General features: G+C 69.5%; 18 protein-coding genes. 11 read left to right on the top strand and 7 right to left on the bottom strand.

The window, feature by feature from the left end; all coding sequences use genetic code 11:
* Positions 1 to 126: 126 nt before the first annotated feature.
* From tssH to AC07RM_RS15425, 8 genes are all read left to right on the top strand, one after another.
* Positions 127 to 2832 (top strand): type VI secretion system ATPase TssH, encoded by a 2706-nt coding sequence (tssH, locus tag AC07RM_RS15460; protein WP_495335107.1) that lies wholly within the window; start codon positions 127 to 129, stop codon positions 2830 to 2832.
* 742 nt (positions 2833 to 3574) lie between these two features.
* Positions 3575 to 3934: an ATP-dependent Clp protease adapter ClpS gene (gene clpS / locus AC07RM_RS15455; protein ID WP_093342210.1), complete on the top strand. Its 360-nt coding sequence runs from the start codon at positions 3575 to 3577 to the stop codon at positions 3932 to 3934.
* Between the two features lie 68 nt (positions 3935 to 4002).
* Complete coding sequence (gene clpA, locus AC07RM_RS15450; protein ID WP_093342208.1) at positions 4003 to 6324, top strand: ATP-dependent Clp protease ATP-binding subunit ClpA; 2322 nt, start codon at positions 4003 to 4005, stop codon at positions 6322 to 6324.
* 180 nt (positions 6325 to 6504) lie between these two features.
* The gene (gene cls / locus AC07RM_RS15445) at positions 6505 to 7950 is read left to right on the top strand and encodes a cardiolipin synthase (protein WP_495335106.1); all 1446 of its coding nucleotides are present in this window, start codon (positions 6505 to 6507) and stop codon (positions 7948 to 7950) included.
* Positions 7951 to 7996: 46 nt separating this feature from the next.
* The gene (gene sbcB / locus AC07RM_RS15440; protein ID WP_495335105.1) at positions 7997 to 9439 is read left to right on the top strand and encodes an exodeoxyribonuclease I; all 1443 of its coding nucleotides are present in this window, start codon (positions 7997 to 7999) and stop codon (positions 9437 to 9439) included.
* 16 nt (positions 9440 to 9455) lie between these two features.
* Complete coding sequence (locus AC07RM_RS15435) at positions 9456 to 9911, top strand: DUF3574 domain-containing protein (protein WP_495335104.1); 456 nt, start codon at positions 9456 to 9458, stop codon at positions 9909 to 9911.
* A complete protein-coding gene (locus tag AC07RM_RS15430; RefSeq protein WP_490876952.1) occupies positions 9898 to 10458 on the top strand; it encodes a GNAT family N-acetyltransferase in 561 nt (186 codons plus the stop codon). The genes AC07RM_RS15435 and AC07RM_RS15430 overlap by 14 nt, the downstream gene beginning before the upstream one ends.
* Positions 10459 to 10554: 96 nt before the next feature.
* Positions 10555 to 12237, top strand: a complete 1683-nt coding sequence (locus AC07RM_RS15425) for a cyclic peptide export ABC transporter (RefSeq protein ID WP_495335103.1) — start codon at positions 10555 to 10557, stop codon at positions 12235 to 12237.
* Positions 12238 to 12241: 4 nt separating this feature from the next.
* Here the strand turns inward: AC07RM_RS15425 and AC07RM_RS15420 are convergent, their stop codons facing one another.
* Positions 12242 to 12652 (bottom strand): GFA family protein, encoded by a 411-nt coding sequence (locus tag AC07RM_RS15420; protein ID WP_495335102.1) that lies wholly within the window; start codon positions 12650 to 12652, stop codon positions 12242 to 12244.
* A 114-nt stretch (positions 12653 to 12766) separates the two neighbouring features.
* Between AC07RM_RS15420 and AC07RM_RS15415 the strand changes: the two genes are divergently transcribed.
* Entirely contained in the window at positions 12767 to 13609 is an 843-nt protein-coding gene (locus AC07RM_RS15415) for an NAD-dependent protein deacetylase (protein ID WP_495335101.1), read from the top strand.
* Between the two features lie 85 nt (positions 13610 to 13694).
* On the opposite strand, the gene AC07RM_RS15410 is transcribed toward AC07RM_RS15415, so the two are convergent.
* Positions 13695 to 14975 (bottom strand): amidohydrolase family protein, encoded by a 1281-nt coding sequence (locus AC07RM_RS15410; RefSeq protein WP_495335100.1) that lies wholly within the window; start codon positions 14973 to 14975, stop codon positions 13695 to 13697.
* Positions 14976 to 15033: 58 nt separating this feature from the next.
* The gene (locus tag AC07RM_RS15405) at positions 15034 to 15483 is read right to left on the bottom strand and encodes a hypothetical protein (protein WP_093342197.1); all 450 of its coding nucleotides are present in this window, start codon (positions 15481 to 15483) and stop codon (positions 15034 to 15036) included.
* A 176-nt stretch (positions 15484 to 15659) separates the two neighbouring features.
* On the opposite strand from AC07RM_RS15405, the gene cysC reads away from it, so the two are divergent.
* Together cysC and AC07RM_RS15395 are read left to right on the top strand one after the other, a co-directional pair.
* Positions 15660 to 16196, top strand: coding sequence for an adenylyl-sulfate kinase (cysC, locus tag AC07RM_RS15400; RefSeq protein WP_495335099.1), 537 nt, complete (start codon positions 15660 to 15662; stop codon positions 16194 to 16196).
* On the top strand, positions 16193 to 17089 hold the full coding sequence (locus AC07RM_RS15395; RefSeq protein WP_495335098.1) for a hypothetical protein: 897 nt from the start codon (positions 16193 to 16195) through the stop codon (positions 17087 to 17089). Before cysC ends, AC07RM_RS15395 begins: the two co-directional genes overlap by 4 nt.
* On the opposite strand, the gene AC07RM_RS15390 is transcribed toward AC07RM_RS15395, so the two are convergent.
* Genes AC07RM_RS15390 through AC07RM_RS15375 form a run of 4 tightly spaced genes read right to left on the bottom strand, consistent with a single transcriptional unit; the run spans position 17068 to position 21641 of the window.
* The gene (locus AC07RM_RS15390; protein WP_093342192.1) at positions 17068 to 17991 is read right to left on the bottom strand and encodes an ABC transporter permease; all 924 of its coding nucleotides are present in this window, start codon (positions 17989 to 17991) and stop codon (positions 17068 to 17070) included. The genes AC07RM_RS15395 and AC07RM_RS15390 overlap by 22 nt on opposite strands.
* The gene (locus AC07RM_RS15385) at positions 17988 to 19052 is read right to left on the bottom strand and encodes an ABC transporter permease (RefSeq protein ID WP_495335241.1); all 1065 of its coding nucleotides are present in this window, start codon (positions 19050 to 19052) and stop codon (positions 17988 to 17990) included. Before AC07RM_RS15385 ends, AC07RM_RS15390 begins: the two co-directional genes overlap by 4 nt.
* On the bottom strand, positions 19052 to 20647 hold the full coding sequence (locus tag AC07RM_RS15380; protein ID WP_495335097.1) for an ABC transporter ATP-binding protein: 1596 nt from the start codon (positions 20645 to 20647) through the stop codon (positions 19052 to 19054). Before AC07RM_RS15380 ends, AC07RM_RS15385 begins: the two co-directional genes overlap by 1 nt.
* A gap of 46 nt (positions 20648 to 20693) precedes the next feature.
* Entirely contained in the window at positions 20694 to 21641 is a 948-nt protein-coding gene (locus AC07RM_RS15375) for a 5'-methylthioadenosine/S-adenosylhomocysteine nucleosidase (protein ID WP_495335096.1), read from the bottom strand.
* Positions 21642 to 21646: the final 5 nt, after the last annotated feature.

The following is a 21646-nucleotide window of genomic DNA, read 5'->3' as shown; positions in this document are numbered from 1 at the left end:
GCATCGAGGATCAGGGGAGTGCACGATGAGGGGCAGGAAAAAGTCGCGATCGATGCCGCCATGCGCGCAAGCCGCGCATCGCTTCGCGCAGGCATGCACGCAGCGTGAGCGAGGGGAGGGCCGGCCATGATCTTGTCTCGGCGAGCACTGTTCCTGAAGCTCGACCCCACGCTGTTTCGCGCGATCGAATCGGCGACGGCGTTCGCGAAGCTGCGCGGCAATCCGCATGTCGAACTCGTGCACTGGCTGCACCAGCTCCGTCAGGCCGGCGATGGCGACCTGCATCGCCTGTGCCATCACCATCGCATCAGCCTGCCACTGCTCGACAAGGGTTTTGCCGCGGCCTTGTCGTGCCTGCCCGCCGGCACTTCGTCGTTGAGCGACTTCTCGCACCACATCGAAGCGGCGATCGAGCGCGCCTGGCTCTTGTCCAGTCTCGAGTTCGGCAGCCGTTGCATCCGTGGAGTGCAACTGATGAGCGCGCTGTTGCAGACCCCGGAGCTTCGGCGTGTGCTGTTCGAGATCTCGCCCGCATTTCGGGCCCTGGCGATCGAACGGCGGCCCGATGAACTGCTCGCGCTCGTGAAGGGGTCGCCCGAAGAAGCGGAAGGACCTCGCGATGGCTCGGACACCGTGCCGGTGTTTCCCGGCGAAGCTGGTCTCGCGATGGCACCAGCCACCTCGGCTGGGTCCGCGCTGGCCGTCTACTGCACCGATCTCACCGAGCATGCACGCGCGGAGCGGATCGATCCCGTCATCGGCCGTGCCCAGGAGATCGGCGCCATGGTCGACATCCTGTTGCGTCGGCGCCAGAACAACCCTTTGCTCACCGGCGAGGCCGGCGTGGGCAAGACCGCGGTCGTCGAGGGGCTCGCGCTGGCAATTGCCAGGACGGAGGTCCCGCCGAAGTTGCGCCATGCGCGGCTGCTGAGCCTCGACGTCGGCGCACTGTTGTCCGGTGCCGGCGCACATGGCGAGTTCGAGCACAGGCTCGAGGCACTGCTGCGGGAAGCGGCGCAGTCGACGCAGCCGGTGATCCTGTTCATCGAAGAGTTGCATGCGTTGGTCGGCGCAGGTGACCGGGATGCAGCGGGAGATGCCGCCAATCTCCTGAGGGCGGTTCTTGCACGCGGTGCGTTGCGCGTCATCGGCGCCACCACTCGGCGCGAATGCAGGCGACACGTCGAGAAGGATCCCGCGCTCGCGCGCCGCTTCCAGGTGCTGCAGATCATGGAGCCGCAGGCGGCTGAGGCCATCGACATGGTGCGGGGATTCGCCACCACCTTCGCCGTGCACCATGGCGTGACCGTGCTCGACGAGGCGGTGCGCGCCGCCGTCGTGCTGTCGCATCGCTACCTGCCTGCGCGGCAGTTGCCCGACAAGGCCATTGGCCTGCTCGACACGGCCTGTGCGCGCGTGGCCATGTCGCTGCATGTGCCGCCACCGGCCGTGACGGGCCTGCGGCAGCGGATCGCGGCGCTTGCGGTCGAGGTCGGGCTGCTGCGCGACGAAGCCAGGATGGCCCGGGGTTGCGAGACCCGGCTGGCACGGCTGATCGCGGTGCGCGATTCGCTCGAGCAGATCCGCGATGAGCTCAGGGCGCAGAAGAACAAGTGGCGGGGGGAGAAAGCGCTGGTCCGGCAGATCCAGGCGCTGAGGGTAGAAGAAAGAACGGAGGGGGAGGGTGAGCCGGACCATCTTCCGCATCTCGATTCATCGGTGCTCGAGCAGGAGCTTCAAGGCCTTCAGCAAGACACGCCACAGGTCTTTCTCCAGGTCGACGAAGCCGTGGTTGCGAAGATCGTCGCCGAGTGGACCGGTATCCCCACCGGGCGGCTGCTCACCGACGAGGCCCTGGCCGTGCTTCAGCTGCGGCAGGTGCTCGAACAGCGCGTGCTCGGCCAAGCGGGCGCGCTCGACATCATCGCGCGGCGCATCCAGACGGCGCACGCGCGATTCACGGATCCATGCAAGCCCGCTGGTGTGTTCCTGCTGGCGGGGCCTCCCGGTGTCGGCAAGACCGAAACGGCGCTGGCCTTGGCCGAGGCGATGCACGGCGGCGAGCAGAGCCTCATTACCCTGAACATGAGCGAGTTCCAGGAGCCTCATAGCGTGGCGATGCTTCGGGGCATGCCTTCGGGCGGCGTCGGATACGGGGAGGTCGGCGTGCTCACGGAGGCCGTTCGCCGCCGGCCCTATGGCGTCGTGCTGCTGGCCGAGGTCGAGAAGGCCCATCCCGATGTGCACGAGCTCTTCTGCCAGGTGTTCGACCAGGGATGGCTGGAGGACGGCGAAGGACAACGCGTCGACTTTCGCCACACCACGATCCTGCTCACCAGCAGCGTCGGCTCGGCCTTCATCGAGCACGCCTGCAGGAACCCGGCAGCGATGCCCTCGGCCGACGCCTTGTGTTCAGGCCTGGCGGTACCGTTACGCCGCGTCTTTTCCGCCGCCTTTCTCGACCGCGTGACGGTGGTGCCGTACCTGCCGCTGTCGACGCCGGTCATGGCCGGCATCGCCGCGCTGCATCTGCAACACATCGCGGACCGGATGGGAGAGCAGCACGGCATCGATCTGAGCTACGCGGACGATCTCGTCGCTCATGTCATCGGGCGATGCCGGGTCCACGACACCGGCGCGCGGCAACTCGTCGCGTTCATGGAGCAGCAGCTGTTGCCGGTCCTGTCGGGCCACTGGCTCGACGCACTGCGGGACAAGCGCGAGATCGTCCGCATGCACGTGAGCCTCCGAAGCCATGGCGCCGAGATGCTTGCGGACGGATCGCCAGGCTGTGCCGGGAAACGCATCGCCTGCCACATCGAGTACGCCTGAGGTGCTTTCACCTGGGTTCATCCCTCGGCTTGAATTTCAACCGGGCATGACATACATCTGCAGGCGGATTGCTACGGATTTCCGTTGAAAACGGGTGCCTGAACCCAGGCGGCTGTCGGGTGGCGACCCGAGGCGGTGCCGAATCGGTTGGCGAGCGCTGCGCCGGCGCACCCGAACCGCGTCAGCTGGAACAGTTTGGCAAGCCATTTGCGTCTCCGACGGGGCGGCGCTGCAGCGGGCATTCCGTTGGCGCACCTCGCCGGTGCCGGCCGTGCTGCCTGCCGAAGTTGTTGCAGGTGAACCCCCGGGCTTGTGAACGCTCTGGCTGCCGATGGGTGAGACGGCGGGCTGTCGGCGCGATGTTTACGGACAGGACGCAGGGGGCGAGGGTCCCGAGGCTGGCGGTGGAGGAAGCCATTCGGCCCGATAGGCGCGGCGAAAAAAGGCGCAAGCGCTCCCGGGCTGTGTAGCCCATTCCGGCCCAGAACCCCGGCTGCAAGACCTTGGCGCCAAGGAAATCACCGATTCCCAGCGGAACTGCCGCCCGCCGAACACGCCCAAAGGCCCAAATTGCCGGTCCCCCGAAAGCCTGTTCGGCGGAATATCCGAGCCGGATATCGTCAAAATCCGTTGAATGGATTTTTGACGGCGTATGAGACGCAAGCCTCTTGATTTGTCGAATTCTCGCCACCAGCTTTTCCCGAGCCGGCACGGCGCTTGCACGCTCTATAGAATCTTTTTCATGGCAACGAGAATTCCTTCGACCCCTCCCACGCCACCGGTGCGCAAACCGGCGCGAGACGACGGAGATTCGGTCGTCCTCGAGCGGCGTCCGCAGAAAACGGCGCCCCCCCAGATGTACCAGGTGGTCATGCTCAACGACGACTACACGCCCATGGAGTTCGTGGTCGTCGTCTTGCAGGAGTACTTCAGCAAGGACCGCGAAAGCGCCACCCAGATCATGCTCAAGATCCACCTCGATGGCCGCGGCGTCTGTGGGGTCTATTCCCGCGACATGGCGGCCACCAAGGTCAACCAGGTGATGGAGGCGGCCAAGCAGGCAGGGCATCCTTTGCAATGTGTCAGCGAACCCGTGGAATGAACCTGTTGATTTAGGCAAGCTCCAACCCATCTGAGAACTTATTTACAGCAAGGCAAAAAGGAAATCACATGATTGCCCAGGAACTGGAAGTCAGCTTGCACATGGCCTTCGTCGAGGCCCGGCAACAGCGCCACGAGTTCATCACCGTGGAGCATTTGCTGCTCGCTTTGCTGGACAACCCGAGCGCCGCGGAAGTTCTGCGCGCCTGTTCGGCCAACGTCGACGACCTGCGGGCGTCGCTCACCAACTTCATCAAGGACAACACGCCGCAGGTGGCGGGTACCGACGATGTGGACACCCAGCCCACGCTGGGCTTCCAGCGCGTGATCCAGCGCGCCATCATGCACGTGCAGTCCACCGGCAACGGCAAGAAGGAAGTCACCGGCGCCAACGTGCTGGTCGCGATCTTCGGCGAGAAGGACTCGCACGCGGTCTACTACCTGCACCAGCAGGGCGTGACCCGCCTCGACGTGGTGAACTTCATCGCCCACGGCATCAAGAAGAGCGATCCGCCGGAAGCCGTCAAGGGCAACAGCGAAGCCTCCTCGAACGAGAGCGAAGAGGGCGGCGGCGAGAAGAACGAGAAGGCCTCGCCGCTCGAACAGTTCACGCAGAACCTCAACCAGATGGCCAAGGACGGCAAGATCGATCCGCTGATCGGCCGCGAGTACGAGGTCGAGCGCGTGATCCAGATCCTGTGCCGCCGGCGCAAGAACAACCCGCTGCTGGTCGGCGAGGCCGGCGTGGGCAAGACGGCGATCGCCGAGGGCCTGGCATGGCGCATCACGCAGGGCGACGTGCCCGAGATCCTGGCCGAGTCGAACGTGTTCTCGCTCGACATGGGCGCGCTGCTCGCGGGCACCAAGTACCGCGGCGACTTCGAACAGCGCCTGAAGGGCGTGCTCAAGTCGCTCAAGGACAAGCCGAACGCGATCCTGTTCATCGACGAGATCCACACGCTGATCGGTGCCGGCGCGGCCTCGGGCGGCACGCTCGATGCGTCGAACCTGCTGAAGCCGGCGCTCTCGAGCGGCCAGCTCAAGTGCATCGGCGCGACCACCTTCACCGAATACCGCGGCATCTTCGAGAAGGACGCGGCCCTGTCGCGTCGTTTCCAGAAGGTCGACGTGGTCGAGCCCTCGGTGCAGGAAACCGTCGACATCCTCAAGGGCCTGAAGTCGCGCTTCGAGGAACACCATGGCGTGAAGTACGCGGTGGCCGCACTGCAGGCCGCGGCCGAGCTGAGCGCCAAGTACATCAATGACCGTCACCTGCCCGACAAGGCGATCGACGTCATCGATGAAGCGGGCGCGGCCCAGCGCATCCTGCCGGCGAGCAAGCGCAAGAAGACCATCAGCAAGACCGAGGTCGAGGAAATCGTCGCGAAGATCGCGCGCATTCCCCCGGCCAACGTCAGCAACGACGACCGCGGCAAGCTGCAGACGATCGAGCGCGACCTCAAGAGCGTGGTGTTCGGCCAGGACAAGGCACTCGAAGTGCTGGCCTCCGCGGTCAAGATGGCGCGTTCGGGCCTGGGCAAGGGCGACAAGCCGATCGGCTCGTTCCTGTTCTCGGGTCCCACGGGCGTCGGCAAGACCGAAGCGGCCAAGCAGCTCGCCTACATCATGGGCATCGAGCTGATCCGCTTCGACATGTCGGAGTACATGGAGCGTCACGCGGTGAGCCGCCTGATCGGCGCGCCTCCGGGCTACGTCGGTTTCGACCAGGGCGGTCTGCTGACCGAGGCCGTCACGAAGAAGCCGCATTCGGTGCTGCTGCTCGACGAAATCGAGAAGGCGCATCCGGACATCTTCAACGTGCTGCTGCAGGTCATGGACCATGGCACGCTGACCGACAACAACGGACGCAAGGCCGACTTCCGCAACGTCATCATCATCATGACGACGAACGCGGGTGCCGAGACCATGAACAAGGCGACCATCGGCTTCACCAACCCGCGGCAGGCCGGCGACGAAATGGGCGACATCAAGCGCCTGTTCTCGCCCGAATTCCGCAACCGGCTGGATGCCATCGTCAACTTCAAGGCGCTCGACGAGCAGATCATCCTGCGCGTGGTCGACAAGTTCCTGCTGCAACTCGAAACGCAGCTGGCCGAGAAGAAGGTCGAGGTCACGTTCACCGACAAGCTGCGCAAGCACCTGGCGAAGAAGGGCTTCGATCCGCTGATGGGCGCACGGCCGATGCAGCGCCTGATCCAGGACACGATCCGTCGTGCACTGGCCGACGAACTGCTGTTCGGCCGCCTGACCGAGGGCGGGCGCCTGGAAGTCGACCTCGACGAGAAGGACGAGGTGCTGCTCGACATCCAGCCGCTGCCGAAGAAGGAAGGCAAGTCCAAGCCCGAGGCCGAGGAAGCCGCGACCGGCTGATCCCCGCCGATCGACGGGGCATTCGCCCTCAAAAGGCCGGTAGCATCGCGCTGCCGGCCTTTTTTCTTTTCCTCGGGCGGGCGCTTCAGGGATGGAAAGCGGCGTGCGGCCAGGTCGATCGCGCCTTTTCCCGATGCCTGCGGCGTCCTCGGGCCGGCCCCGACGTCCGATCGCTTCGCCTTGATCCTCCCCGAACTCAGTCCCGAATGGAAAACCGGCCTCTCCCTGGCATGGAGCGGCTATATCGCCGTGCTGTCGGTCTGGATCGTGATGCAGAAGCGCGCGCCGGTGTCGACGATGAGCTGGATCCTGTCGCTGGCGCTGCTGCCGTTCGCGGGATTCGTCATCTACTACTTCCTCGGGCCGCAGCGCCTGCGCAAGCAGCGGCTCAAGCGCCTGCGCACCCGCGCGAACGCCAATGCGCAGGCCGATCTGGCGCGGTTGCGCGACGCGGCAGAGCATGCGCCGCCGGCGCTGCAGCAGATGGCGCGGCTGGGCACCGCGACCTGCGGCATCCCGGTATCGAGCGCCACCGGCGTCGAGCTGCTCTCGGGCGGCGCGCGCACCTTCGACGCGATCTTCGAGGCGGTGCGCGCGGCGCGCGACCACGTGCATCTCGAGTACTACATCTTCGAGCCCGACACCATCGGCACCGCGCTGCGCGACCTGCTGGTGGCGCGCGCGGGCGAGGGCGTGAAGGTGCGGCTGCTGATCGACGCGCTGGGCTCCCAGCGCATCGGCCGCAAGTTCATGGCGCCGATGCTGGCCGCGGGCGTGCAGGTGGCGCTGTTCCACGACACCAAGATCGGCCGCCGCCTGCGCCCGGTGACCAACTACCGCACCCACCGCAAGATCGTGGTGTGCGACGGCCGCGTGGGCTTCACCGGCGGCGTCAACATCACGGACGAGGAAGACAAGCGCACCCGTCCCGACGCCTACCACGACGTCCACCTGCGCGTGGAAGGCAGTGCCGTGCGCTGGCTGCAGACCACCTTCATGGAGGACTGGACCTATGCCACCGGCGAGGACCTGCACAGCTTCGGCGACGGGCTCGACGCCATGCTGCCCAAGGTGGAGGCCGGCGAGATCCCGGTGCAGATCGTCACCAGCGGGCCCGACAACACGCTCGAGGCCATCCACCGCATGCACGTCGAGGCGATCCACAACGCCAACCATCGCGCCTGGCTCACCACGCCGTACTTCGTGCCCGGCGAGCCCGCGCTGATGGCGCTCACCAGCGCCGCGCTGCGCGGCGTCGACGTGCGGCTGCTGGTGCCGCGGCGCAGCGACTCTGCCATCGTGAGCGCCGCCGCGCGCTCCTACTTCGACGAACTGATCGCCGCCGGCGTGAAGGTGTGGGAGTACAAGGCGCGCATGCTGCACTCCAAGACGCTGGTGGTCGACGACGACTGCGCGATGATCGGCACCGCGAATTTCGACAACCGCAGCTTCCGGCTCAACTTCGAGGTCTGCGCGGTGGTTTATGGTCCGGCCCTGGCCCGGCCGCTGGCGGCGCAGTTCGAGACCGACCTGCACAGCTCGGCCGCCGTGCGCGCGCACCGTCCGCAGCCTTTCTGGCAACGGCTCGGCGACTCGGTCGCGAGGTTGTCGTCGCCGCTGCTCTGAGGCCGGGCGCCGTACCCGGTATCCGCTTTCGCTTTCCCACAACGACATGACCGCTCAAACCTTCCTCTGGCACGACTACGAAACCTTCGGCGCCGTGCCGCGCCGCGACCGGCCCTCGCAGTTCGCCGCCATCCGCACCGACGCGGCGCTCAACGAGATCGGCGAGCCGCTGATGATCTATTGCAAGCCCGCGCCCGACTACCTGCCGAGTCCCGAGGCCACGCTGATCACCGGCATCACGCCGCAGCTGTGCCTCGAACGCGGCCTGCCCGAGCACGAGTTCGCGGCGCAGATCGAGCGTGCCTTCTCGCAGCCCGGCACCATCGGCGTGGGCTACAACACCATCCGCTTCGACGACGAGGTCACGCGCTTCCTGTTCTGGCGCAACCTCATCGATCCCTATGCGCGCGAGTGGCAGAACGAGTGCGGTCGCTGGGACCTGCTCGACGTGGTGCGCCTGACCTATGCGCTGCGGCCCGATGGCATCCAGTGGCCGAAGAAGGAGGACGGCAGCGCCAGCTTCAAGCTCGAGGATCTCGCCAAGGCCAACGGCCTGCTGCACGAGTCGGCGCACGATGCGCTGTCGGACGTGCGCGCCACCATCGCGCTGGCGCGGCTGATCCGCAACGCGCAGCCCAAGCTGTTCGATTTCGCCTTCGCGCTGCACCGCAAGGACCGCGTGGCCAGCGAGCTCGGCCTGCCGGCGGTGCGCGAGACCGCGAAGCCCTTCCTGCACGTCTCGGGCATGTTCCCGGCCGAGCGCGGCTGCCTGGCCGTGATGTGGCCGCTGGCCAGCCATCCCACCAACAAGAACGAGCTGCTGGCCTGGGACCTCGCGCACGACCCGAGCGAGCTGCGCGACCTCGATGCCGACACCGCGCGCCTGCGCATGTTCACGCGCGCCGCCGAGCTGCCCGAGGGCGTGGTGCGGCTGCCGATCAAGGGCGTGCATCTCAACAAGTCGCCGATGGTGGTGGGCAACCTGCGCACGCTGGCCGCGCCCATGGCCGAGCGCTGGGGCATCGACCTCGAGACGGCCATGCGCCATGCCGCGATCGCACGCGACCTGCCCGACATGAGCGCGATCTGGGCCAAGGTCTACGAGCGGCCGAAGGAAGATGCGCCCGACGTCGACGAGGACCTCTATGGCGGCTTCGTCGGCAACGGCGACCGGCGCCGGCTCAACCAGCTGCGCACGCTCTCGCCGGCCGAGCTCGCGAAGGACCGCACCGGTTTCGACGACGGGCGGCTCGAGGAGATCGTGTTCCGCTACCGCGCGCGCAACTGGCCCGAGACCCTGAGCGAGGAAGAGACGCAGCGCTGGGAAGAGCACCGCGCGGCGCGGCTGTTCGAGGGCGAGGGCGGTGCCCGCACCGTCGAGGGCCTGTTCGCCGAAATCGATGCGCTGTCCGAGACGGTGGACGAGCAGGGCGAGGAACTGCTGGGCGCGCTCTACGACTACGCGGACGCGATTGCGCCGTCGCGCTGAACCTGCGGGGTCGTTCATGCCGATGCCGTCGACGCGACGATTCCCACGCGGGCTCGCAGCCGCGATCCTGGCGCTGTTGCTGGCGGGATGCGGCTCGTTCGCCACCTCGCCGACCGCAGCGCCAGGCGCAGCGGCCTGCGCCCCAGGCCTCTCGCCCTTCGAACGCGACACCCTCTATTTCGGCCGCGCCATTCCCACCGGCGGCCAGGTGTCCGAGGCCGAGTGGCTGCGCTTCCTCGACAGCACCGTGACCCCGGCCTTCCCGCAGGGCCTCACCGTGATCGACGCCGTGGGCCAGTGGCGCGGCGATACGGGCGCGGTGGTGCGCGAGCCCTCGAAGATCGTGGTGCTGCTGCATCCGCGCGAGGACAAGGCCGACGCGGCCGTCGCCCAGGTCATCGCGGCCTACCGCCAGGCTTTCGCCCAGGAGGCCGTGCTGCAGGAAAGGCAGGCCGTCTGTGTCCGGTTCTGAACAGAAGACTGCAACGGATGTCGTCCGGCGTCTGGTGCCGGCCGATGCGGTGGCCTATCGCGCGCGCATGCTCGATGCCTACGAGCGGCATCGCAGCGCCTTCACCTCGACAGCAGCCGAGCGCGGCGCCTTGCCGCTGCGCTGGTGGGAAGAGCGGCTGGCGCCGGGCGACGACACGGCCGACGTGGTCTACGGTGCCTTCGACGCCGGCGGGCTGGTCGGCGCGGCCGGCCTGAGCTTCGAGCGGCGCGAACGCGCGCGGCACAAGGCGACGCTGTTCGGCATGTCGGTGGCCGAATCGGCCCGGCAGGCGGGCTTCGGCCGCCGGCTGGTGCTGGCGTTGCTGGACCACGCCCGCCAGCGACCGGGCCTGCGCCTGGTGCAGCTCACCGTGACCGAAGGCAACGATGCCGCCCAACGGCTCTACGAACGCTGCGGCTTTCAGTCTTTCGGCGTCGAGCCGCTGGCGATCGCGCTCGACGGCCAACTGCTGGGCAAAGTGCACATGTGGTGCGACTTGCTGCAGCCCGGTCACTCGCAAGGCTGAGCCCGGGGCAGGGCGGCTTCGCCCGGCTGCTACGATCCGCGGCCTTCTCGCTGCCGGACCGCGCCATGCGGCCTTCGTTTCGCCGAACCAGCCCGAATGCCCCAAGCCTCCACCACCGATCTTTTCCTGGGCCCGAACGGCCTGCTGCGCCGTCATGCGCTCGGCCTTGGCGTGGCGACACTCGCGGGCGTTGGCGGCAGCGCCGCGACGGTCGCGCTGCTCGCGCTCATCAACCGCATGCTGCATGCCGAGGGCGGACTGGCCTCGGGCCTGGCGCTGGCCTTCGTGGGCCTCGCACTGCTCACGCTGGCCGGGCGCGTGCTTTCCGACGCGCTCACCAACCGCATCGGGCAGGACATCCTGCGCAGCCTGCGGACCCGGCTCGCGCAGCGGATCCTCGCGGCGCCCATCGACGAGCTCGAGCGCTTCCGCACCCACCGGCTGACACCCGTCTTGACGCACGACATCGGCATGGTGAGCGGCCTGTGCCTCGGCCTGCCGATGACGGTGGTCTCCGCGACCATCGTGCTCGGCTGCCTGGGCTGGCTGGTCTGGCTCTCGTGGCAACTCGCGGCGCTGCTGGCCGTGGTGATGGCGGGCGGCATCGCGATCCACCGGCTGGCGCTCGAGCGCGCCATCGCCGGCTTCGACGCGGCGCGCGAGGGCGAGGACGCGCTGCACAAGGCCTGGCGCCGGCTCGGCGACGCGGCCAAGGAACTGCGCCTGAGCCGCGGCCGTCGCGCGCAGGTCTATCAGGGCGAGATCCTGCGCAGCGTCGACGACATCCGCCAGGCCAGCGTGAAGGCCGGCGATGCCTTCTCGTTCGCGCACGAGGCCGGCTCGGCGCTGTACTTCCTGTTCATCGCGGTGGTCTTCGGCGCGGCCCGGTTCTGGAACCTGTCGGCCGAGGCGCTCAGCGGCTTCGTGCTGGCGCTGCTCTACCTCAAGGGGCCGATGGACCAGGTGCTGGGCTTCCTGCCGTTCTTCGCACGGGCGCGCGTGGCGCTGGGCCGGGTCGCCGAACTGACCGAGCGCTTCGAGAGCCCGGAACCCGGTCTGGCCGATGCCGTCGTCGGCACGGGGTCACGCCCGGCCTTCGTCGAGGCCATCGCGCTCAGCGGCGTCCGCTACGCCTTCGCGCCCGCGGAAGCCGAGGACGGCGCGCAAGCCGCGCAGGTCGCCGCGCCGTTCGTCTTCGGCCCGATCGACCTGCGCATCGCGCGCGGCGAGATCCTCTTCATCGCGGGCGACAACGGCTCGGGCAAGACCACCTTCCTCAAGCTGCTGACCGGCCTCTACCTGCCGCAGTCCGGCACGCTGACGGTCGATGGCGAGGCGGTGACCGACGCCAGCCGCGACACCTACCGCCAGCTGTTTTCGCCGGTGCTCTCCGACTTCCACCTGTTCGAGGCGCTGACCGACGAGCCCGGCCTCACGCACACGCAGCGCGACGACCTCGCGCGCGCCGGCCTGGCGCGGCTCGCGCTCGAGGGCAAGGTGGCGGTCAACGACGGCGCCTTCAGCACCATCGACCTCTCGACCGGCCAGCGCAAGCGGCTCGCGCTGGTGCATGCCTGGGTCGAGGCGCGGCCCGTGATGGTGTTCGACGAATGGGCGGCCGACCAGGATCCGAGCTTTCGCCACCAGTTCTACACCGAGCTGTTGCCGGAACTGCGCGCCAAGGGCCACACGCTGGTCGTCATCTCGCACGACGACCGCTACTTCGGCGTGGCTGACCGCGTCGTGCACTTCCGCGACGGGCGCATCGCCGCCGCCTGAGATTTCAGGTGGCCTGGCCCTCGACTGCGGGCAGCGCGCTGAGGTCTTGCGACCAGTCGAGCGCCGAGCGGCACCATTGCCGGCGCCGCGGCGGCAGCAGCGCGCGCTGTGCCAGCGGGCCGATGCGCAGCGAGTAGGCCGGCGGCGTGTCGCTGTCCGCGCTCGATGCGATCGGCGTGCCGCAGTGCTCGCAGAAGCTCTGGCGCCGCCGCGTGCCGCTCTCGGCCGTCTTCACGTAGACCTTCGGCGTGCCGTCGAGCAGCCGGAAGCTCGCGGCCGGCACGGTGGCCGACACGCGGTAGGCGGTGCCCGAGAGCACCTGGCAGTCGGTGCAGTTGCACAGCGCGACCTTCTCGGGGTCGACCTCGGCTTCGTAGCGGATGCGGCCGCAATGGCAGGCGCCCTGGACTTTCATGCGAGCTCCTCGTGGGGGATGCCGGCATCGTAGGAAGGACGGCGCGCGGCCGCAACGGCGGCCCCGATTTCCCCCGTGCGCACGGCCATGGCCCGGCCCACGTATGCTCCCCGCATGGACGCCACCGCCGCCGCGCTCGCCGACTTCGCCACGCACCACCGCAAGCTGTTCGTGCTGACCGGCGCGGGCTGCAGCACCGAATCGGGCATCCCCGACTACCGCGACGCACGCGGCGAATGGAAGCGGCCGTCTCCCGTGACGTACCAGGCCTTCATGGGCGAGGAGGCGACCCGACGTCGCTACTGGGCGCGCAGCCTGATCGGCTGGCCGACCATGGCGCTGGCCCGGCCGGGCGCCGCGCACCGCGCGCTGTCGCGGCTCGAGGCGGCCGGTCGCGTCGGCCTGCTGCTGACCCAGAACGTCGACGGCCTGCACGAGGCCGCCGGCAGCCACGCCACCATCGACCTGCACGGGCGCATCGACACCGTGCGCTGCATGGGCTGCGAACGCCGCCTGCCGCGCGCTGAGCTGCAGCGCGAACTGCGCGCGCGCAATCCGCGCTGGGCCGCGCTCGAGGCGCGCGCGGCACCCGACGGCGATGCCGATCTCGAGGGCCATGACTTCTCGGCCTTCGACGTGCCGGCCTGCGCCCATTGCGGCGGCCTGCTCAAGCCCGACGTGGTGTTCTTCGGCGAGAGCGTGCCGCGGGAGCGCGTCGCCGCGGCCTTCGCGGCGCTCGAGGCCGCCGATGCGGTGCTGGTGGCGGGCTCGTCGCTGATGGTCTATTCGGGCTTTCGCTTCGTGCAGGCGGCCGCGGCGGCCGGCAAGCCGGTGGCGGCGGTGAACCTCGGGCGCACGCGGGCCGACGAGTTGCTGGCGCTCAAGGTCGAGCGGCCCGTGGGCGAGGCGCTGGCGGCCCTGGCCGAGGCGCTGGCGCCCGAATCACGCGCGGCCTAGCTAGCTATCGCAACGAGCGGATGAAGCCATCCACCGCCGAGGTGCAGCCACCCGGCCGGCGGAGTTGCGCGAGCGGCGCGAAGGCTCAGGCCTTCGGCAGGCTCCAGCTCGTCGCGTCGCCGCGGCCCGGCAGGTGCAGCGAGGCCGTCGCCGCCGGCGTCTCGGCCAGCAGCCGGCCCTTGCGGAACACCTTCAGGCGCGTGGCGCGCAGCCGGATCGCCTCGACCGGATCGCGCGCCTGCAGCAGCACGAAGCTCGCATCGCAACCGGCCTCGAGGCCGTAGTTCTCGAGGTGCATCACGCGCGCGGCGTTGGTGGTCACGGCCTCGAAGCATTGGTGGATGCCGGCCTGGCTGGTCATCTGCGCCACGTGCAGGCCCATGTGCGCCACCTCGAGCATGTCGCCCGAGCCCATGCCGTACCAGGGGTCCATCACGCAGTCGTGGCCGAAGGCGACGTTGACGCCGGCGGCCAGCAGCTCGGGCACGCGCGTCATGCCGCGGCGCTTGGGGTAGCTGTCGTGGCGGCCCTGCAGCGTGATGTTGATCAGCGGGTTCGAGACCACGCTCACGCCGGCCTCGGCGATCAGCGGCAGCAGCTTGCTCACGTAGTAGTTGTCCATCGAATGCATCGAGGTGCAGTGCGAGCCCGTGACCCGGCCCTGCAGGCCCAGGCGCTGCGTCTCGAAGGCCAGGGTCTCGATGTGGCGCGAGAGCGGGTCGTCGGATTCGTCGCAGTGCATGTCGACCAGCTTGCCGCGCTCCGCGGCGATCTCGCACAGCCGCTTCACGCTGGCCGCGCCGTCGGCCATGGTGCGCTCGAAGTGCGGGATGCCGCCGACCACGTCCACGCCCTTGTCGAGCGCGCGCTCGATGTTCTCGAGCCCGCCCGGGATGCGCAGCGCGCCGTCCTGCGGGAAGGCCACCAGCTGCAGGTCGAGGTACGGCGCCACGCGGCGCTTGACCTCGAGCAGCGCATCGACCGCCAGCAGGCTGGCATCGCTGGTGTCGACATGCGAGCGCACCGCGAGCAGCCCCTTGGCCACGGCCCAGTCGCAGTAGGCCAGCGCGCGTTCGATCAGCGCCTCGGCCGTCAAGAGCGGCTTGAGCTCGCCCCACAGCGCGATGCCCTCGAGCAGCGTGCCGCTCTGGTTGACGCGCGGCAGGCCGTAGCTCAGCGTGGCGTCCATGTGGAAATGCGGGTCGACGAAGTGCGACGCGACCAGCTGGCCGGCGGCATCGAGCGTGTCGTGCGCCGGCGCGGCCAGGCCGGCCGTGACTTCGGCGATGCGGCCGTCCTGCACGGCGATCGACATGCCGGTGCGGCCGTCGGGGAGGGTGGCGTTGGTGAGGATGAAGTCGAGCATCGTGGGGCTTGGGGATCGTTGTGGGGAGATTCGGCCTGGCGTGGCCGGTTGGCTGGCTTCAGCGCGTGCGCTGCGGCCGGAAGCGGTACTGGCCCGGTGCCGGGCCGACCTCGATGGTCACGCGCCGCAGCTTGTCGTCGTGCCCCGAGTCGGCCTTGGCCGTCAGCACGATGCCGCGCGGCGTGGCGCGGCAGGTCAGCTCGCTGAGCGCGATCTCGGCATGGTCGTTGTCGAGCTCGGCGATGGGGACCGTGTGCGCGGCCTGCAGGCTGCCGTTGGCGTCGCGCGCCATCCATTGCACATAGAGAAAAGACTGCGCGTACTGCTCGGCATGCACCACGCGGTAGGTGCCCTGATGGTTCGGTCCCCAGGTGCCGCAGAGCTGGACCCAGGTGACGGCATCGGGCGTCTGGAAGCGGTCGTAGCCATAGTCGGTGCCCAGCGCATGGGCGGCCGTGCCGCACGCGAGCACGGCGGCGATCGAGGCGGATTGGAGGAAGTTCGGCATGGTGTGTGGAGGGCGATGGCGGGCCGTCGTAATTCTCTACTCAGAATTTTTTACCTTGCAGAGACAAAAGTCGGAGGGGTGCCGCTTACGCTTTGAAAACAATGAAGCGCGATGACCTTGACTTCGGACCTGGCGTCCTGGCACTGCCGGGGCATCCCGGCGGTCCATCATGCGTCATGTGGATGACCGGGCTGTCGGGCGCGGGCAAATCCACCATCGCGCAAGGCCTGCGGGCCCGTCTGCAGGGCGAGCAGGTGGGCAGCGTCGTGCTCGACGGCGACGAGGTGCGCGCCGGCCTGAGCCAGGGGCTGGGGTTCAGCCAGGCCGACCGCAGCGAGAACATCCGCCGGATGGCCGAGGTCGCCCGGCTGCTGAGCCGGCAGGGCATGGTCGTGATCGTCGCGGCCATCACGCCGCTGCAGGCGCAACGCGCGATGGCGCGCGAGATCGTCGGCGAGGCCTTTCGCGAGATCCACGTGCATGCGCCGTTCGCGCTGTGCGAGCAGCGCGACGTGAAGGGGCTCTATGCCCGGGCGCGCCGCAACGAGATCGCGGCGTTCACCGGCATCTCCGACAGCTACGAGCCGCCCGTGGCGCCCGACCTGGTCATCGACACCTCGGCCTGCCGGCTGGCCGACGCGGTGGAATCGCTGCTGCTGGCTTTCGGCACGGCCCCGCGCGCGGCCGGTGCGCCGATCGGCGTGCACGCATGAAGCATCACTTGCTGATCGCCGGCACGGGCCGCGCGGGCACGACATTCCTGGTGCAGTACCTCGCCGAATGCGGCCTGGACACCCACATCGCGCGCGACCAGTACCGGGGCTACGACGAGGACGCCAACGCGGGCCTCGAGGACCTCCCGCTGAACGACCCCGATGCACCCTACGTGATCAAGTCGCCCTGGCTGTTCGAGTACGTGGAGCGCGTGCTGGCCGACGAGCAGACGGTGGTCGACGCCGTCGTCATCCCGATGCGCGGCATCGTCGAGGCGGCCGCCAGCCGCACCGTCAACGAGCTGCGCGCGCGCCATGCCATGCCCGGCCTGCACGACGACTGCAAGCAATGGGAGACCTGGGGCACGACGGCGGGCGGGGTGGTCTATTCGCTCAACCCGATCGACCAGGCGCGCCTGCTCGCACTGGGTTTCCACGAGCTGCTGCACGCGCTGGTGAAGCGGAACGTGCCGATCGTGCTGCTCGACTTCCCGCGTTTCATCGAGGACCCGGATTATCTGTACGGTGCCTTGAGCGCCACGCTGGGCGACGGCGTCGATCGCGCTTCGGCCCTGCGCGCCCATGCCCGCGTCGCGGAGCCGTCGAAGGTGCGCATCGGACGCGAGCTGGCCGAGCCGGCCCCCGGTGCCGAGGCCGTGGGCACGCCGCGTCTCGCGTTCCCGAACCATGCCGCGCTGGACCGCAGCGCGCTCAAGCGCGAACTGGCCAACGCGAGCCGCCGCGTCGCGCAGCTGGAGCGGCAGATCGCCGAGCTGCGCAACTCGCGTTCATGGCGCATCACCGCGCCACTGCGTGCACTGGTGCAGCTGCTGCGCCGCGGTGGCGAACCGGCGCTGCCGGCCGCCACCCCTCAGCGTTCGCCCTTGCGGTAGGGCTTCATCAACGCCTGCGGATAGCTGGCCTTGCGGGCCACGAGCACCAGCGCGAGGATCGACAGCAGGTAGGGCAGCATCAGGTACAGCTGATAGGGCAGGAAGGCATCGCCCGATTGCTGCAGGCGAAGCTGGAGCGCGTCGAAGAAGGCGAACAGCAGCGCGCCCAGCAGAGCCTTGCCCGGCCGCCACGAGGCGAACACCACCAGCGCGACGCAGATCCAGCCGCGGCCGTTGACCATGTTGAAGAAGAAGGCGTTGAAGGCCGACAGCGTGAGGAAGGCGCCCGCCACGCCCATCAGCGCCGAGCCGGCCACGATGGCGCCGGTGCGCGTGGCCGCGACCGATACGCCCTGGCTCTCGGCCGCCTGCGGGTTCTCGCCGACCATGCGCAGCGCCAGGCCCAGCGGCGTGCGGTAGAGCAGCCAGGCCACCGCGGGTACCAGCGCCAGCGCGAGCAGGGTCAGCGGCGTCTGGGCGCCGAGCACCGGGATGTGCAGCCACTCCATGGGCGCGAAGGGCACGATGGTCGGCGGCGTGTTGACCTTCGGGAAGCTCACGCGGTAGCCGAAGTAGCTGAGCGCGGTCGCGAGCATGGTGATGCCCAGCCCCGACACGTGCTGCGAGAGTGCCAGCCCCACGGTCAGGAAGGCGTGCAGCAGCCCGAACACGGCGCCCGTGAGCGCCGCGATGCCCACGCCCGCCCACAGCGGCGCGCCCAGGTACACCGCGAGCCAGCCGGTGAAGGCGCCCGCGACCATGATCCCCTCGATGCCGAGGTTGAGCACGCCGGCGCGCTCGCACAGCAGCACGCCGAGCGTGCCGAGGATCAGCGGCGTGGCGATGCGCAGCACCGCGACCCAGAAGGCCGGGTTGGCGAGGATGTCGAGCAGGTCGGTCATCGGCTCCTCCGCACGCGGTACTGGGTCAGCAGGGTCGCCACCAGCACCGCGATCAGCGACGCCGCGACGATCACGTCGGCGATGTAGGTCGGCACGCCGACGGCGCGGCTCATGGTGTCGGCGCCGACCAGCACGCCGGCCACGAACACGCCGGCCGCGATCACGCCCAGCGGGTGCAGGCCGGCCAGCATCGCGATCACGATGCCGGTGTAGCCATAGCCGGGCGACATGTCGAGCGTGACGTAGCTGGTGCGGCCCGCGACCTCGATCGCGCCCGCCAGCCCGGCCAGCGCGCCCGACAGCAGCGCCACCGAGACCACGGTGCGCGTCACCGGCACGCCGGCGAAGGCGGCGGCGCGCGCATTGGCGCCGACGGCGCGGATGTCGAAGCCCAGCACCGTGTACTTGAAGACCGCCCACACCATCACCGCGAGCGACACCGCCCACAGCAGCCCGGTGTGCACGCGCGTCTGGGCGATCAGCTTGCCGAGCTCCAGGTCCGATTGCAGCGACACGCTCTGCGGCCAGCCCATGGCGGTCGGGTCCTTCATCGGTCCATCGAGCAGCGCCGACACGCCCAGCAGCACGATGAAGTTGATCAGCAGCGTGGTCACGACCTCGTCGACGCCCAGCCTGCTCTTCATCAGCGCCGGACCCAGCAGCATCAGCGCGCCGGCCACGGCGGCGGCCAGCATCATCAGCGGGAACAGCAGCCAGGGCGACAGCTCGAAGCCGGTGCCGCCGTGCATGCCGCCCACGGCGACCGCGGCCAGCGCACCCGCGTAGAGCTGCCCCTCGGCGCCGATGTTGAACAGCCGCGCCTTGAACGCGACCGTGGCGGCCAGCCCGGTGAGGATCAGCGGGATCGCGCGCGTGAGGGTCTCGCTCCAGGCGAACACCGAGCCGAAGCCGCCCTGCAGCAGCAGTGCATAGGTGCGGCCCACGGGCGCGCCGGCCCACAGCACCAGCAGCGCGCTGATCGCGAGCGTGAAGGCGACCGCGCCGATGGGCGCCAGGACCAGCGCGGTGCGCGAGGCCTGGTGGCGTCGTTCGAGCCGCATCATGGCGTGGCCTCCTTCGCGGTGGAGGCGGTGGCACCGGCCATCGCCAGGCCGATCGCCTCGCGCGTCCAGGCCGAGGCGGCGCGCGCCTCGCCCAGGTGGCCGCCGTGCATCACCGCCACGCGGTCGCCGAGCGCCAGCACCTCGTCGAGGTCGTCCGAGATCACGAGCACGGCCGCGCCGGCATCGCGCGCGGCGATCAGCTGCTGCTGCACATAGGCCACGGCGCCGATGTCCAGGCCCCAGGTCGGCTGGTGCGCCACGATCAGGCGCGGGGCCTGGGTCGGGTACCTGCGTTCCTCGTCGCGGCCGGGCTCGGGCTGCTCGGGCGGCAGCAGGGCGCGGCCGAGGATCAGCTTCTGCATGTTGCCGCCCGACAGCGAGCGCGCCGGCGCCATCAGGCCGGCGCCGCGCACGTCGAAGGCCTGCTCGATGCGGCGCGCATGCAGCCGCGCGGCCGCGCGCTTCACGAACATCGCGCCGCGCGAGAACACCGGGCTGCGCAGCCGCTCCGACACCGCGTTCTCCCACACTGGCAGGTCGCCGACCACGCCGACCGCATGCCGGTCCTCGGGAATGCGCGCCACGCCGCGCTGCACCAGCCGCGCGGGCGAGGGCGGCAGGGCGCGGCCCATGAGTTGCGCCCTGCCCGCGGTGGCGCGGCGGGTGCCGCACAGCAGCTCGGCCAGCGCGACCTGCCCGTTGCCCGAGACGCCCGCGATCGCGGTGATCTCGCCCGCGCGCAGCGTCAGCGAGACCTCGCGCAGCCGGTCCTGCCCGCCGCTCTGCGAGGCCGCGGTGCTCACGCGGTCGAGCACGCAGACCGCGTCGCCGACCGACTTGGCGGGCCGGCGCCGCGGCGCCTCGACCGCATGCCCGACCATCCACAGCGCGAGCTGCGCCTGCGTGGTGTCGGCCGTGGCCGCCTCGGCCACCAGCTTGCCGCCGCGCAGCACGGCCACGCGGTGCGACACCCGCAGCACCTCGCCGAGCTTGTGGCTGATGAAGATCACCGACAGGCCCTGCGCCACCATCTGCGAGAGCGTGGCGAACAGCGCCTCGCTCTCCTGCGGCGTGAGCACGGCGGTGGGTTCGTCGAGGATCAGGATGCGCGCGCCGCGGTACAGCGCCTTGAGGATCTCGACCCGCTGGCGCTCGCCCACCGAGAGGCTGCCGATGGTCGCCTCGGGCCGCACCGGCAGCCCGAAGCGCTGCGCCACCTCGAGCAGCCGGGCCCGCGCGGCCGCGCGGCGCGACAGCGGGCGCCACAGCGGCTCGGTGCCCATGGTCACGTTGTCGAGCACGCTGAGGTTGTCGGCCAGCGTGAAGTGCTGGTGCACCATGCCGACGCCCGCGGCCAGCGCGGCCTTGGGGTTGCCCGGCGCCAGCGGCGCGCCGAAGACCTCGATGCGGCCTTCGTCGGCGACGTAGTGGCCGAACAGGATCGACATCAGCGTCGACTTGCCGGCACCGTTCTCGCCGAGCAGCGCCAGCACTTCGCCGGCGCGCAGGTCGAGGGAGATGGCATCGTTGGCGACCAGGCTGCCGAAGCGCTTGGTGATGCCCTGGAGGCGGAGGACGGTCGTGCTGCTCATGAATCTCTTGTTCCTTCCCCGCGTCGGTCCGGCGGGGCAAGGGGTGTCACTTCCACGCAGCCAGGAACGCCAGCATGACCTTCGCGGAGTTGTCGGCCGCGATGTTCATGAAGGTGCCCATCTCGTTCTCGCCATCGCCGCCGCCGGCCAGGTCGCTGAGCGAGCGGAAGGCGATGTAGGGCACGCCGTTGCTGTAGGCCACCATGCCCACGGCCGCGGTCTCCATGTCGAGCACGTTGGCCTGGAAGGTCTTGAAGGTGTATTCGCGATAGGCCTTGTTGTCCATGAAGGCCTGGCCCGAGACGCCGTTGCCGCCCACCACGAGCTGGGGCTTGCGCGCCAGGCACTTGCCGGCGCTGCAGCTCGCGAGGTCGACGTTGCGGATGCCGCGCGCCACCTCGAGCATCTTCGGGTCGGCCTCGAACCAGAACTTGCGCTCGATGCCGGGCCGCGCGGCCGAGCGCACCTCGACCGGGCGCGGGAACATCATGCCGAAGTTGGGCAGGGTGGCGTCGGTGATGAAGGGCGGGGCCGCGTACTTTCCGGGCGCGGTCTCGCGCGCCATCAGCACCTCGAGGTACTGGCCCCACTGGGCCGGCACCGTCACGTCGCCGACATGCAGCGAAGGGTTCACGCCACCCGCGATGCCGCTGAACACGATGTTCGTGACGCGGAAGCGGTTGAGCGCGAGCTGCGTGTTCATGGTCGCGTTGGTCATGCTGATGCCCGAGAGGAACAGCACGACCGGCTTGCCCTCGAGCGTGCCGGTGGTGAACTCGACGCCGTTCACGCCGTGCTTCGCCGCGCCCTGCAGGCGCGCGAGCAGCAGCTTGAGTTCGGGCTCGAAGGCCGAGATGACCGCGATGCGCGGCGTGTCGTCGAGCCGGGTGCCGCTGTTGATGCTGACGCCGGTGCCCTTGTAGACACCGACGCAGCCCGCGAGGCCGAAGGCCAGCACGCCGGCCGCGAGCAGGGAACGCCAGCGCAGGGTCATCGGGC

The organism is Variovorax sp. GW821-FHT09B05 (assembly GCF_059418265.1).
The sequence above is the reverse complement of the archived record's forward strand: the minus strand, read 5'-3'. Positions and strand labels throughout refer to the sequence as shown.